This window comes from Curvibacter fontanus (assembly GCF_054780335.1).
This window is the reverse complement of the sequence record NZ_BAAGWN010000043.1, coordinates 80,857-94,617: the sequence shown is the minus strand read 5'-3', so window position 1 is coordinate 94,617 and position 13,761 is coordinate 80,857. Positions and strand designations below refer to the sequence as shown.

Sequence of the window (13,761 nt, the reverse complement as noted above, 5' to 3'; positions counted from 1 at the left end):
CCGGGTCTTCTTCCTCTTGCCTGCGTATTCGGCATCGGCGAAACTGATCTGGTCCATCGGCACAACTCCTTTGCCACGATCAACGATTCAAGGGGCCGTTCGGTGGACTTGTTCAGACCTTCCTTAGTGGTAAACAGTTGCATCTTGCCTGCGGCCAAGTCAACGTCCAAGTGAAAAGTATCCAGCTGCGAGCGAATCTCGCTCAGCTTAGTCACATTGTCCTTGTCGACTCCTGCCAGACTGCAGTTTGAAATTGCAGACAGCCATACCGAGTACCTCGTGAAGTAGTTAACCAACGCGTCGTGCTCTTCCGCTCGCAGACTAAGCTTCGCCTGCAGAGAATATTGAAGCTCAGACTTGACGGATTCAACCAACGAGGTCATCTCTTCAATGTCCTCCTTCGTGGCGAGATTCTTGCCCTTTTCTTGAAAATATGATTTCAGAAAAGCTAAGTAGAAAAGCAGCACAACGATGACTGTTTCGACTAGTAATTGAAGTATTTCGGAAGTTGACATCAACGTCTCCGGTTACACCGCAAGCGCGGGCTCTGATTCACGATGTTCTGATGTCTCAGTCTGCCTTTGCTGCCACTAACTGCGTGCCGCGTCGATCACGCCGCCTCCTAGGCACACGTCACCGTCATACAACACCGCCGACTGCCCCGGCGTCACCGCCCACTGCGCCTCCGGGAAAGCCAGGTTGAAACCCGCACTTTCGATGTCCGAGATCGTGCAAGCCGCATCCGCCTGCCGATAGCGCGTCTTGGCCGCCAGGGTGCCCGGCTTGGGCGGCTCACCCGCCACCCAGCTCGCGTCCTGCGCGTGCAGACGCGGCGAGAGCAGCAGTGGGTGGTCGTGCCCCTGCACCACCCACAGCGTGTTCTTATCCATGTCCTTGCGTGCGACGAACCAGGGGGCGTGTTCGCCGCCGCCTTTTTGCGCGCCTTTGGCCTTGATGCCACCTATGCCCAGGCCTTGCCGCTGGCCCAGGGTGTAAAAGCTCAGGCCTTCGTGCTTGCCTATGGTGCGGCCATAGGCTTTGTCGCCGGGCGCGGGTGTGCCGTCCTTGATGGGGCCGGGTTCCTTCTGGATGTAGCGGTTCAAAAATTCGCGGAAGGGGCGCTCGCCGATGAAGCAGATGCCGGTGCTGTCCTTCTTCTTGGCATTGGGCAGGCCGATCTCGGCCGCGATGCGGCGCACCTCGGTCTTGTGCAGCTCGCCTACGGGGAACAGCGTCTTGCTCAGCTGCGCCTGGTTCAGGCGGTGCAGAAAGTAGCTCTGGTCCTTGCTCGGGTCCAGGCCCTTGAGCAATTCATGCTTGTCGGTCTGGTCGTTGAGGCGCACCCTTGCGTAGTGACCGGTGGCGATCTTTTCGGCGCCCAGGCGCATGGCGTGGTCCAGGAAGGCCTTGAACTTGATCTCGGCGTTGCAGAGGATGTCGGGGTTGGGCGTGCGGCCGGCCTGGTATTCGCGCAGGAACTCGGCGAAGACGCGGTCCTTGTACTCGGCGGCGAAGTTGACGTGTTCGATCTCGATACCGATCACATCGGCCACGGCGGCGGCGTCCACGAAGTCGATGTTGGACGAGCAGTATTCGCTGTCGTCGTCATCTTCCCAGTTCTTCATGAAGATGCCGATGACCTCGTAACCCTGCTGTTTGAGCAGGTGCGCGCTGACCGCGGAGTCCACGCCCCCGCTCAAACCCACCACGACCCTTTGCTTGCCTGCTTTGCCCATAGGTGTGCGATTATCCCAGCCATGACACATCGGGACCCGTGACGGGCTTTTATGGAACTCAGGCAGATACGTTATTTCGTACGGGTGGTGGAGCTCGGCAGCATGAGCCGGGCCGCGTCGGAGCTGGGCGTGGTGCAGTCGGCCCTGAGCCAGCAGATCAGCCGGCTGGAGGGGGAGCTTTCCACCCGTCTGCTGCAGCGTTCCAGCAAGGGCGTGACGCCTACCGAGGCCGGCCTGGCCTTTTTCCGCGAGGCCCAGCTGACCCTGCGCCATGCCGAGCAGGCCGCCCGCGCGGCGCAGCAGGCGCGGCTCTCGGGTTCGGTCAGCGTGGGCCTGGCGCCCACCACGGCCGCCGTGCTGGGCATGCCCCTGCTGCTGGCCATGCGCGAGCGCTACCCCGATGTGCGCCTGCACCTGGTGGAAAGCCTCTCGGGTCATATCTCCACCATGCTCAATGCGCGTCAGCTGGACCTGGCCGTGCTGTTCAGCACCGACCCGGGACGGCGCTGGAGCGTGATGCCGCTGCTGGAGGAGCGGCTGTATTACATCCGCGCGCGCCGGGGCCTGGGCGCCAAGGTGCCGGCGCGTGTGCGCGTGGCCCAGCTCAAGGACGAGCCGCTCATCATGCCTACCGGCGGGCACGGCCTGCGCAGCGCGCTGGACCAGCTGTTTGCGCGCACGCGCTACAAACCCAGAATCGTGGCCGAGATCGATTCGCTCCCCCTGCTGATGGACGCGGTGGACGCCGGTCTGGGCGGCACCCTGCAACCCTGGTCGGCCGTGGGGCGCTACAGCGATGCGACCGCGCGTTTTGCCCTGTCGGAACTGGCCGAATCGCAGGCCCGCCGCCCCAATGCCCTGTGCAGCCTGTCGGACGACGAGCTTTCCCCGGCCGGCCTGGCCGCGCGGGTGGTGCTGGCCGATTGCGCGCGGGAGCTGGTGCGTTCGGGGCGCTGGGTCGGCGCCAGCCTGCTGGCGCCCTGAGGCGTCGGTCGGGGCGGGGCATCACGATTTGTGATGCCCCCGTGCCACTCTGCCGCTGGTGCGGCTTGCTGCGCGGGTATAAAGTGCTTTCCCTCAGTTTCGTAGACAGCACCATCATGGATTTGCAACTCAAGAACAAGACTGCACTCGTCACCGGCGCCAGCGTGGGCATCGGCCGTGCCATTGCCAAAACCCTGGCCGCCGAAGGCGTGCGCCTGGCCATCACGGCACGGCGTGTGGACAAGCTGCGTGAAGTCGCCGCCGAGATCGTGGCCGCCGGCGGCCATGCACCGGTGCTGATCGAGCAGGACATGTACGCGGCCGACGCCGCGCAGAACCTGGCCCAGGCCGCCGTCAAGGGCCTGGGGCACGTGGACATCCTGATCAACAACGCCGGCGGTTCGCGCAGCTTCAAGGACCTGCACGTGAGCGAAGAGCAGTGGCAGGAGGCCATCACGCTGAACTTCCACCGCCCGCGCCAGCTCGGTGACGCGCTGATCGACCAGATGATCGCGCGCAAATGGGGCCGCATCGTCTGCATCACCGGCAAGAGCGAGCCCGAGCACATCAACGGCGCCTTCTGCGCCAAGGCCGGCATTCACAGCTGGGCCAAGGGCCTCTCGCGCATGGTGGGCCAGCACGGCATCACGGTGAACTGCGTGCCGCCCGGCCGCATCATCTCCGAGCAGATCATGCGCAACTACTCGCCCGAGTACCAGAAGTGGCAGTGCGAGAACGAGATCCCCGTGGGGCGTTACGGTGACCCCGAGGAGCTGGCCAACCTGGTGACCTTCCTGGCCTCGACGCGCGCCAGCTATATCACGGGTGCGGTTATCCCCGTGGACGGCGGCCTGCGCAAGTACCAATTTTGAAGCACCCCCAGGCTGCGCGCCCTACGCGCGCTCCGCCACCCCCCTCAAGGGGGCAACGCCAGTGGACCGGCAAAGCCGGTTCCACGGCGTTCCCCGATAAGACCCGGTTCATGCGTCGCGGGTCGCGTACTACGCAATAGAGCAATTGATATGAGTCTGGACGTCCTGGTGATCGGCGGCGGCAACGCGGCCCTGTGCGCCGCCCTGATGGCCCGCGAGGCCGGGGCCAGCGTGATGCTGCTGGAGTCCGCGCCCAGGGAGTGGCGCGGCGGCAATTCCATCCACACGCGCAATCTGCGCTGCATGCACGATGCACCGCAGGACGTGCTGCAGGAGGCCTACCCCGAAGAGGAGTTCTGGCAGGACCTGCTCAAGGTCACGGGCGGCCTCACCGACGAGCACCTGGCCCGCCTGACCATCCGCGCCTCCTCCAGCTGCCGGCCCTGGATGGTCAAGCACGGCGTGCGTTTCCAGCCCTCCCTGTCGGGCACCCTGAGCCTGTCGCGCACCAACGCCTTTTTCATGGGCGGCGGCAAGGCCCTGGTCAACGCCTACTACCGCAGCGCGGAGAAGCTGGGCGTGGTGATCCGCTACAACGCTGCCGTGGATCGCCTGGACATCCAGGACGGACAGTTCAAGGCGGCTTATATCGGCCATGAGCGCATCGAGGCCAGGGCCTGCGTGCTGGCCGCCGGGGGTTTCGAATCCAACCGCGCCTGGCTGCGCGAGGCCTGGGGCCAGAACGCCGACGGCGAATGGCCGGCCGACAACTTCCTGATCCGCGGCACGCGCTACAACCAGGGCGTGCTCATCAAGGACATGATGGGGCACGGCGCCGACATGATCGGCGACCCCTCGCAGTCGCACTGCGTGGCGATCGACGCGCGCGCGCCGGAATACGACGGCGGCATCTGCACGCGGCTGGACTGCGTGTCGCTCGGGGTGGTGGTCAACAAGCACGCCCGGCGTTTCTACGACGAGGGCGAGGACTTCTGGCCCAAGCGTTACGCCATCTGGGGTCGGCTGGTGGCGCAGCAGCCGGGGCAGATCGGCTACTCCATCATCGACAGCAAGGCCGTGGGCCGTTTCATGCCGCCGGTGTTCCCGGGCATCCAGGCCGACAGCCTGCCCGAGCTGGCGCGCAAGCTGGGCCTGGACGAGGCCGCTTTCATGCAGACGATGAATGCCTACAACGCGGCCTGCCGTGTCGGCACCTTCGACCACACGGCGCTGGACGATTGCCACACCGAAGGCCTGACGCCTGCCAAGACCCACTGGGCCCTGCCGCTGGACACCGGGCCCTACTACGGCTACGCCCTGCGCCCGGGCATTACCTTCACCTACCTCGGGCTCAAGGTCAACGACCAGGCCGCCGTGCATTTCGGCGGCCGGCCCAGCGACAACCTCTATGTCGCCGGCGAAATGATGGCCGGCAATGTGCTGGGCAAGGGCTACACGGCCGGCGTGGGCATGTCCATCGGCACGGCCTTCGGCCGCATCGCCGGCACCGAGGCGGCCCGAGCCGCCCTGAATAACAAGGATACGGAGAAGCAACGTGTTGCAGCTTGAGACTTTGACCCGCGAAGCGCGGGCCCTGGCCAACGGTGAGGTCGTGCCCGGCAGCCCGGAAGCCGAGGTGGCGCGCCAGCTGCAGATCTGCAACGCCTGCCGCTACTGCGAGGGTTTCTGCGCCGTCTTCCCGGCCATGACACGCCGCCTGTCCTTCAACGCCGCCGACGTGCACTACCTGGCGAACCTGTGCCACAACTGCGGCGCCTGTCTGCACGCCTGCCAGTACGCGCCGCCGCACGAGTTCGCGGTCAACGTGCCGCAGGCCATGGCTCAGGTGCGTTTGCGGACCTACACGGACTTTGCCTGGCCGCCGGTGCTGGGCAAGCTGTACCAGCGCAACGGTCTCACAGTCTCCCTGGCCACGGCGGGCGCCCTGGCCTTTTTCATGATGCTGACCCTGTGGCTCAAGGACACGCTGTGGCGCGTGCCGGCCTCCGCGGATTTCTACGGCATCTTTCCGCACAACCTGCTCGTGAGCCTGTTCGCGCCGGTGTTCCTCTACGCCGTGCTGGCCCTGGGCCTGGGCTTGCGGCGTTTCTGGATATCCGTTCGCCCTGAGCTTGTCGAAGGGCTGGCGCGGACTTCGACAGGCTCAGTCCGAACGGGGCAGGACGTGTCGAGCATCAAACGCGCTGCGGCGTTGGAAGCCACGCACGACGTGCTGCGCCTCAAGTACCTGGACGGCGGCCACGGCGAGGGCTGCCACAACGAGGACGACGCCTGGACGAAAAAGCGCCGTGCCTTCCACCACGCCACCTTCTACGGCTTCATGCTGTGTTTTGCCGCCACCAGCGTGGCCACGCTCTACCACTATCTCTTCGGCTGGGGCGCGCCCTATGACCTGCCCAGCCTGCCCAAGATCCTGGGTGCCATCGGGGGCGTCAGCCTGTGCCTGGGCACGGCCGGTCTGTACTGGTTGAACCTGCGGCGTCACCCGCAGCATGGCGACGCCGCGCAAAAGCCCATGGACCGCGGTTTCATCGCCCTGCTGTTTTTCACTTCGCTCACGGGCCTGGGCCTGTGGGGGGCGCGCGGCACGGCCGTCATGCCGGCCACCCTGGCCCTGCACCTGGGCTTCGTGATGGCCCTGTTCCTCACGCTGCCCTACGGCAAGTTCGCGCACGGTTTCTTCCGCAGCGCGGCCCTGCTCAAGTGGGCCATCGAGAAGCGCCGGCCGAGCAAGCTCAAGGTGGGCGACGAGTGAGAACTTGTGAATAAATCTGTGATGCACCGCCTCGGCAGCGCATCGGCTTTCATCTGAAATCAACAGGAAAGAAGTGCCATGGCGCAAGAGACAACTGGCCCCGCCGGCGAAACCTGGGACGAGACCCTGGTCCGTGTCTTCAAGGCCAACGAGATCAGGCTCATCACCTACGTGCCCGACAAGGTGCTGGCTCCGCTGATCAAGCGCCTGCACGCCGATCCGTATTTCACCGTGGTCTGCCCGGCGCGCGAGGAAGAGGCCGTGGGCATCGTGACCGGCGCCTATATGGGCGGCCTGCGCGGCATCGTATTGATGCAGACCAGCGGTTTTGCCACTCTGCCCAATGCCCTGGCCTCGCTGACCGTGCCCTACCAGATTCCCCTGCTGATGCTGATCTCCGAGCGCGGTACGCTGGGTGACTTCCAGCTGGGCCAGGTCATCGTCTGCCGTACCATGCGCCCCATCCTGAACTCGCTCAACATCGAGAACTACGCCATCGAGCGCCAGGACGATGTCGAGTTCATCGCCGACCGTATGATCAAGCAGGCCTACGCCACCCAGGCCAACGCCGCCATGATCCTGTCGCCGCTGCTGACGGCACGCGTGAAGAAGTAAGGACCTCATATGCAAGCTCAACTGCTCGAATCCGTGGGCCGCGACGTGGCCAAGGTGATGAACCGCTCCGACCTGACACGTCGTCTGGTCGCCAAACTCAAGCACGAAGAGGCCGTGATCGGTGGCATCGGTCACACCCACTTCGACCTCTGGGCCGCCGGCCAGCGCCCGCAGAATTTCTACATGCTGGGCACCATGGGCCTGGCCGCCCCCATCGCCCTGGGCGTGGCCCTGGCCCAGCCGCAGCGCAAGGTCTACGCGCTGGAAGGTGATGGCTCGCTGCTGATGCAGCTCGGCACCCTGGGCACCATCGCCACGGTCAAACCGAAGAACCTGGTCGTCATCGTCTGGGACAACGGCGCCTACCAGATCACCGGGGGCCAGCCCACCATGACCGCCAGCGGCGTGGACCTGGTGGCCATCGGCAAAGGCTCGGGCCTGGTCCACAGCGTGTGGGCCCGGGACGAGGCCCACTTCGAGGCCCTGGTCGAGGCTTCGCTCACAAGCGTGGGCCCGCTCTTCATCTGCGCGCGCACCGACAACGCGCCGCCGGCCGGCGTGACCGAGCGCGACGCGGCCAAGATCCGCAACAAGTTCATGGAAGGCCTCAAGGTCAACACGCGCGGCAACCAGCAGACCTACGCCGGAGCCGCATGATGAAACAGCTGCTGATCGGCGGCCAGTGGGTGGCCGGGGCATCCAGCCAGGCCCTGCGCGACAAGTACGACGGCCAGGTCTACGGCGAGATGGCCGTGGCCTCGCCCGAGCAGGTCACGGCCGCCGTGGCCGGCGCCGTGGCGGGGCAGCAGCAGTCCACGCTGACGCCCTATCAGCGCTACAAGATCCTGCTGGCCGCGGCGCGCATCGTCGAGAGCCGCATGGAGCCACTGATCGAGCTCATGCGCCACGAGGCCGGCTTCACCCGGGCTGACGGCGACAACGAGGTACGACGTTGTGTGCAGACCTTCGAGCTGTGCGCCGAGGAGGCCAAGCGTCTGAATGGCGAGATGGTGCCCATGCAGGCGGCCGATGGCGTGAAAAACCGCGTGGGTTTCACCATGCGCTCGCCGCGGGGGGTGGTGTGCGTGATCACGCCCTTCAATTCACCGCTCAACGTACTCGTGCACAAGGTGGGCCCGGCCCTGGCCGGTGGCAATGCCGTGGTGATCAAGCCCTCGGAGTTCACGCCGCTCACCGCGGTGGAGCTCTGCAAGATCCTGATCGAGGCCGGCCTGCCCGCCGATCTGCTGGCCCTGGTGCATGGCGATGGCGCGGTGGTCGGACCGCAGCTGTGCGCCGACCCGCGCATCGCCTTCTACGCCTTCACGGGCAGCACGCGCGTGGGCCGCGAGATCCAGCGCGCGGCCGGCCTGCGCCGCACGCAGATGGAGCTGGGCAGCATCGCCAGCACCATCGTCTGCCATGACGCCGACACGGCGCTGGCCATCCCCAGGATCCTCAACGCGGGTTTCCGCAAGGCCGGCCAGGTCTGCACCTCGGTGCAGCGCCTCTATGTGGACCGCCGCATCGCGGCCGACTTTGTGCCCAGGCTCGTGGCCGCCGCGCAGAAGATGAAGGCCGGTGATCCGGCCGATGCAGCCACCATCATCGGCCCCATGATCAGCGAACACCACGCCAAACGCGCTCAGTCCTGGGTGGACGAGGCCGTGGCCGCGGGCGCGCGCCTGCTGACCGGCGGCGAGCGTGTGGGCAATGTGATCCAGCCCACCATCCTGACCGGTGTGCAGCCCGAGATGAAGGTGGTCTGCGAGGAGATCTTCGCGCCCGTGATGTCGGTGATCGAGTTCGACGGCATCGATGACGCGGTGGCCCAGGCCAATGCCCAGCCCTTCGGCCTCTCGGTGGGCCTGTTCACGGCCGACCTGCACACGGCTTTCACGGCGGCCAAGGCCCTGCGTTTTGGCGGTGTGCACGTGAACGAGGCTTCGAGCGCCCGCATCGACGCCATGCCCTTCGGCGGCGTCAAGGACAGCGGCTTTGGCTGGGAAGGCCCGGCCTACGCCATCCGCGAGATGACCGAGGAGCGGTTGCTGACGATCAGCTACTAGCCGCAGTTTCCGTTCGGGCTGAGCCTGTCGAAGCCCTTCGACAGGCTCAGGGCGAACGGGGCATGGTTCTGAACCCCACCAACGCCATCGAACACCCATGACCGTCATCGATCACCTCGCCGACTACGCCCAGCGCGAAGCTACCCGCCCCCTGCCCGCCGAGGTCACGCACCATGCCAAGCGTGCGCTGATCGACTGGTTCGCGGCCCTGTTCCCGGGCATCGCCCTGGCGCCGGGCCCCCAGCTCATGCGCACCCATGCGGACGAGCTGGGACAGGGCAAGTCCAGCCTGCCGGGCCAGCGCAGCACCGCCTTTGCGGCCACGGCGGCCTGGATCAACGGCAGCATCTCGCACGCAGCCGAGTTCGACGACATCTTCCGCGACGCGGTCTACCACCCGGGCTGCCCGACCATCGGCGCCGCGCTGGCCGTGGCCGAGGAGCGGGGCAGCAGCGGCGCGGGCCTGCTCAAGGCCATCACCATCGGTTACGAGATCTCCACGCGCATCGGCGTGGCGGTGCAGCCTTCGCACTACCGCTTTTTCCACACCACCGGCACCATCGGTTGTTTCGGTGGCGCGGCGGCCACAGCGGCCTTGATGGACGGCGCAAACCCCGATGTCATGCGCCATGCGCTGGCCACGGCGGCGACCTTTGCCTCGGGCCTGCAGCAGGCCTTCCGCTCCGACGCCATGACCAAGTGCCTGCACGCGGGGCACGCGGCCTGGGTGGGCGTGAACGCCGGCAAGGGCGCAGCCCACGGCGTGACAGGCGCGCTGGACATCCTCGAAGGCCCCGCGGGCTTCGGCGCCGCGCTGTCGGTGAACCCGAACTGGGCCGAGGCCACGCGGGACCTGGGCACGCGCTACAACATCCAGTCCATCACGCAGAAGAACCACGGCTGCTGTGGCCACACCTTCGCGGCCATCGACGCCATGCTGGACATCCGCCAGCTGCACACCCTGGACCCGGCGCAGATCGCATCCATCCGCATCGACACCTACCAGACGGCGCTGGACGTGACCGGCAACTTCGAACCACGCACCGCCTTCGAGGCCAAGTTCAGCCTGCCCTATGTGGTGGCCCATGCCTTGTTGTACGGCGCCGTGCGGCTCAACGCCTTCGAACCGCAGCGCCTGCAGGACGCCAACCTCCGTGCGCTGATGGCCAAAACGAAACTCGTGGCCGACCCGCAGCTCAGCGCCGGTTTCCCGGCCCTGCGCGCCGCGCGCATCGTCATCACCCTGCGCGACGGCCGAGTGATCGAGCAGTACGCACCCTGCCGCAAGGGCGACCCCGAGGCGCCGCTGAGCGACACGGACATCAGCGACAAGTTCACCGAGCTGGCCTCGCCGGTCATCGGCGCCGAGGCGGCGGCCCGGCTGCTGGCGCAGCTCTGGCAGATGGAGCGGCTGCAGGTCGCGGACCTGCGCCTGACCAGCCTCTGAGCATGAACGCCAGCCTCCTGATCTCCCGGCGCATCGCCGACGAATACCAGGAGGTCCTGGCGGACATCCTGGCCCGGGCCCCGCGCCGCTTCGAAGTGCTGCACTACGAGCCGGGCGCGCATTACACGGCCGGGCGGATCGCCGGCATCGAGGCCGCCTTCTATTCGCGCGACATCTGGGAGGGCACGCAGGCCAAGCACCGCAGCCCCGAGGCGCAGGCCTTCTGGTCCCTGGTCGACGCGGCGCCGAATCTGCGCTGGCTGCAGCTGGTGTCTGCCGGGCTGGACCATCCGGCCTACCAGCCTTCGAAACAGCGTGGCATCCGCATCAGCACCGCTGCCGGCACCAACGCCGAGCCGGTGGCCCTGAACGGATTGGCCGGGTTGCTGATGCTTTCACGCGGTTTTCCGCACTGGCTGCGGGCGCAGCAGCGGCGGGAGTGGGCACCCATCCGGGACAGTGATCTGCCCCGGGACCTGGGTGGCCAGACGGCGGTGATCGTGGGCGTGGGCCACATCGGCACGCGGATCGCACGTGGGCTGCAGGCCTTGGGCGTGCGCACCATCGGCCTGCGCCGTCAGGTGCAGCGGGCCGAGTTTTTCGACGAGGTGCTGGGCCTGGAGGCCATCGACGGCCTGCTGCCTCGCTGCGACTGGCTGGTGCTGGCCTGTCCGCTGAGCGAGCAGACGCGCCACCTGGTCAACGCGCGCCGCCTGGCCCTGCTGCCGCGGGGCGCGGGTCTGGTGAACATCGCACGCGGCGAAATCGTCGACGAAGCCGCCCTGATCGCCGCGCTGGCCAGCGGTCATCTGCTGGGGGCCTACCTGGACGTGTTTGCCCAGGAGCCGCTGCCGCCCGAGTCCCCGTTGTGGAGCCTGCCCCATGTGCTGATGACACCGCACAGCGCCTCGGCCTCCCTGGGCACCCGCCAGCGCGGCGCCGAACTCTTCCTGCGCAATCTGCGCCTTTATCTGCAGGGCGACACGCTGGAAGGCGAAGTGACGCGCGGCTGAGGCTCAGCTTTGCAGCAACTGCACGGTGGCGTCGGTGTAGACCAGCTCCAGCGGGTAACGCCGGCCGCGCAGATGGTCTTCGATGCAGCGCAGCAGCAGGGGGCTGCGATGCCGCGCGACGCTGGCGCGGATTTCCTCGGGGCTCATCCAGACCGTGCGCAGGATGCCGGTGTCCAGCGTGCGGCCCGGCACCACGTCGCCCAGCTCCCCGGTGTAGGCGAAACGCAGGTAGGTGATGTCTTCGACAGGGCCATCGGTCCGCGGGCGCTGGAAGCGCGAGAGGTAGACGCCCAGCAAGTGGGTGGGCGTGAAGCGGTGGGTGGTTTCCTCCAGGGCTTCGCGCGCGCAACCGTCCGCAGGCGACTCACCCGGGTCCAGGTGGCCGGCCGGGTTGTTGAGCTTCAGGCCTTCGGCGGTTTCTTCCTCGACCAGCAGAAAACGGCCTTCACGCTCGATGATGGCGGCCACGGTGACGCTGGGTTTCCAACGGGTGTTCATGGTCGGCGATTATGAATCGGTCGGGAAATAGTTATAGCGCTTATGCCTGGGTGGCATGAATTTCTCAGGTAAGCTTATCGCATGCGGGCGGTCTGTAGAGTCCTCCCTGCGTGACAATTTATAAAACTCCAGGAGATTTTCATGCAAGCAGGCACAGCCACAGCGGTGCAGCGCATCGGGGTGCCACGGGAAACCTTCCCGGGCGAAAAGCGGGTTGCGACGGTTCCCGAAGTCGTCGAAAAGCTGATCAAGCTCGGTTTCCGGGTGGCGGTCGAGTCCGGCGCCGGTGAGGCCGCCAACTTCAGCGACGAGACCTACCGCGCCGCGGGCGCCGAAGTCATCCAGGGCGCTGCGGCGCTGTGGGCGGCATCGGACATCGTGTTCAAGGTGCGTCCCCCGAGCCAGGCCGAAGTGGCCCTGCTGCGCGAGGGCGGCGCCCTGATCGGTTTCGTCTGGCCGGCGCAGAACCCCGAACTCATGCAGCAACTGGCCGCCCGCAAGGCGACCGTGCTGGCCATCGACGCCCTGCCGCGCACGCTGAGCCGGGCCCAGAAGATGGACGCCCTGACCTCCATGGCCGGTGTCAGCGGTTACCGCGCGGTCATCGAGGCGGCCAACGCCTTCGGTCGTTTCTTCAACGGCCAGATCACGGCCGCGGGCAAGGTGCCGCCGGCCAAGGTCTTCATCGCCGGCGCCGGCGTGGCCGGCCTGGCCGCCATCGGCACCGCAGCCAGCCTGGGCGCCATCGTGCGCGCCAATGACACGCGCGCCGAAGTGGCCGACCAGGTCGTGTCCCTGGGCGGCGAGTTCGTCAAGGTGGACTACGAAGAAGAAGGCTCGGGCGGCGGCGGTTACGCCAAGGTCATGAGCGAAGGTTTCCAGCAGGCGCAGCGCGAGATGTACGCGAAGCAGGCCCGCGAAGTCGACATCATCATCACCACCGCCCTGATCCCGGGCAAGCCCGCGCCCAAGCTCATCACCGCCGAGATGGTGCGTTCCATGAAGCCGGGCAGCGTGATCGTCGACATGGCGGCCGAGCAGGGCGGCAACTGCGAGCTGACCGAGCCGGGCCAGGCCGTGGTGAAACACGGCGTGACCATCGTCGGCTACACGGACCTGGCCTCGCGCCTGGCCAAGCAGTCCTCGACGCTCTACGCCACCAACCTGTTCCGCCTGGCCGAGGAGCTGTGCAAGGCCAAGGACGGTGTCGCCAACGTCAATATGGAAGACGATGCCATCCGCGGCCTGACGGTCGTCAAGGACGGCAGCATCACCTGGCCGGCCCCCCCGCTGAAACCGGCGGCCGTGCCTGTCCCGAAGCCGGCGGCCCCGGCGGCCGAGAAAAAGGGTGGCCACGGCCATGGCAGCAGCGCACCGCTGCCGGCCAAGAACCTGGCCATCCTCTTCGCCGTGGCCGCGCTGGCCTTCTGGTTCATCGGCGCCTACGCGCCGGCGGCCTTCCTGGGCCACTTCACGGTCTTCGTGCTGGCCTGCTTCATCGGCTACATGGTGGTCTGGAACGTGACGCCTGCGCTGCACACGCCGCTGATGAGCGTGACCAACGCGATCTCCAGCATCATCGCCATCGGCGCGCTGGTGCAGATCGCGCCGCCCGAGGCCGGCGCCGCCGGCCGTCCGGACGAGCTGATCCGCTGGCTGGCCTTTGCCGGCATCGTGCTGACGGCGGTCAATATGTTCGGCGGTTTCGCCGTGACCCGTCGCATGCTCGCCATGTTCCGCAAGTAAGAGAC

The 13,761-nt window shown here is 66.7% G+C and carries 13 protein-coding genes; 10 read left to right on the top strand and 3 right to left on the bottom strand.

The features are described 5' to 3' along the window. On the bottom strand, positions 1 to 515 hold a 515-nt coding region (locus ACYVH8_RS15115; protein ID WP_460489636.1), incomplete at its 3' end, for a hypothetical protein. Between the two features lie 75 nt (positions 516 to 590). Further along, positions 591 to 1,736, bottom strand: a complete 1,146-nt coding sequence (mnmA, locus tag ACYVH8_RS15110; RefSeq protein ID WP_460489635.1) for a tRNA 2-thiouridine(34) synthase MnmA — start codon at positions 1,734 to 1,736, stop codon at positions 591 to 593. 51 nt (positions 1,737 to 1,787) lie between these two features. On the opposite strand from mnmA, the gene ACYVH8_RS15105 reads away from it, so the two are divergent. The 9 genes from ACYVH8_RS15105 to ACYVH8_RS15065 all read left to right on the top strand — a co-directional run bounded on the left by ACYVH8_RS15105 (position 1,788) and on the right by ACYVH8_RS15065 (position 11,512). Further along, on the top strand, positions 1,788 to 2,720 hold the full coding sequence (locus ACYVH8_RS15105) for a LysR family transcriptional regulator (RefSeq protein ID WP_460489634.1): 933 nt from the start codon (positions 1,788 to 1,790) through the stop codon (positions 2,718 to 2,720). Between the two features lie 116 nt (positions 2,721 to 2,836). Further along, positions 2,837 to 3,592: an SDR family NAD(P)-dependent oxidoreductase gene (locus ACYVH8_RS15100; protein WP_460489633.1), complete on the top strand. Its 756-nt coding sequence runs from the start codon at positions 2,837 to 2,839 to the stop codon at positions 3,590 to 3,592. 150 nt (positions 3,593 to 3,742) lie between these two features. After that, positions 3,743 to 5,161, top strand: a complete 1,419-nt coding sequence (gene tcuA, locus ACYVH8_RS15095; protein ID WP_460489632.1) for an FAD-dependent tricarballylate dehydrogenase TcuA — start codon at positions 3,743 to 3,745, stop codon at positions 5,159 to 5,161. Beyond that, positions 5,148 to 6,368 (top strand): tricarballylate utilization 4Fe-4S protein TcuB, encoded by a 1,221-nt coding sequence (gene tcuB, locus ACYVH8_RS15090; RefSeq protein WP_460489631.1) that lies wholly within the window; start codon positions 5,148 to 5,150, stop codon positions 6,366 to 6,368. The genes tcuA and tcuB overlap by 14 nt, the downstream gene beginning before the upstream one ends. Positions 6,369 to 6,446: 78 nt before the next feature. Next, on the top strand, positions 6,447 to 6,983 hold the full coding sequence (locus ACYVH8_RS15085; RefSeq protein WP_460489630.1) for a thiamine pyrophosphate-binding protein: 537 nt from the start codon (positions 6,447 to 6,449) through the stop codon (positions 6,981 to 6,983). A 9-nt stretch (positions 6,984 to 6,992) separates the two neighbouring features. Continuing rightward, positions 6,993 to 7,640: a thiamine pyrophosphate-dependent enzyme gene (locus ACYVH8_RS15080; RefSeq protein ID WP_460489629.1), complete on the top strand. Its 648-nt coding sequence runs from the start codon at positions 6,993 to 6,995 to the stop codon at positions 7,638 to 7,640. After that, positions 7,640 to 9,052, top strand: a complete 1,413-nt coding sequence (locus tag ACYVH8_RS15075; protein WP_460489628.1) for an aldehyde dehydrogenase family protein — start codon at positions 7,640 to 7,642, stop codon at positions 9,050 to 9,052. Before ACYVH8_RS15080 ends, ACYVH8_RS15075 begins: the two co-directional genes overlap by 1 nt. Before the next feature lie 97 nt (positions 9,053 to 9,149). Next, a complete protein-coding gene (locus ACYVH8_RS15070) occupies positions 9,150 to 10,499 on the top strand; it encodes an MmgE/PrpD family protein (RefSeq protein WP_460489627.1) in 1,350 nt (449 codons plus the stop codon). A gap of 2 nt (positions 10,500 to 10,501) precedes the next feature. Then, positions 10,502 to 11,512, top strand: a complete 1,011-nt coding sequence (locus ACYVH8_RS15065; protein ID WP_460489626.1) for a D-2-hydroxyacid dehydrogenase — start codon at positions 10,502 to 10,504, stop codon at positions 11,510 to 11,512. A 3-nt stretch (positions 11,513 to 11,515) separates the two neighbouring features. Here the strand turns inward: ACYVH8_RS15065 and ACYVH8_RS15060 are convergent, their stop codons facing one another. Then, positions 11,516 to 12,010, bottom strand: a complete 495-nt coding sequence (locus tag ACYVH8_RS15060) for an NUDIX hydrolase (protein WP_460489625.1) — start codon at positions 12,008 to 12,010, stop codon at positions 11,516 to 11,518. Between the two features lie 141 nt (positions 12,011 to 12,151). Here ACYVH8_RS15060 and ACYVH8_RS15055 point away from each other — a divergent pair, with 141 nt between their 5' ends. Continuing rightward, entirely contained in the window at positions 12,152 to 13,756 is a 1,605-nt protein-coding gene (locus tag ACYVH8_RS15055; RefSeq protein ID WP_460489624.1) for a Re/Si-specific NAD(P)(+) transhydrogenase subunit alpha, read from the top strand. Positions 13,757 to 13,761 lie beyond the last annotated feature (5 nt).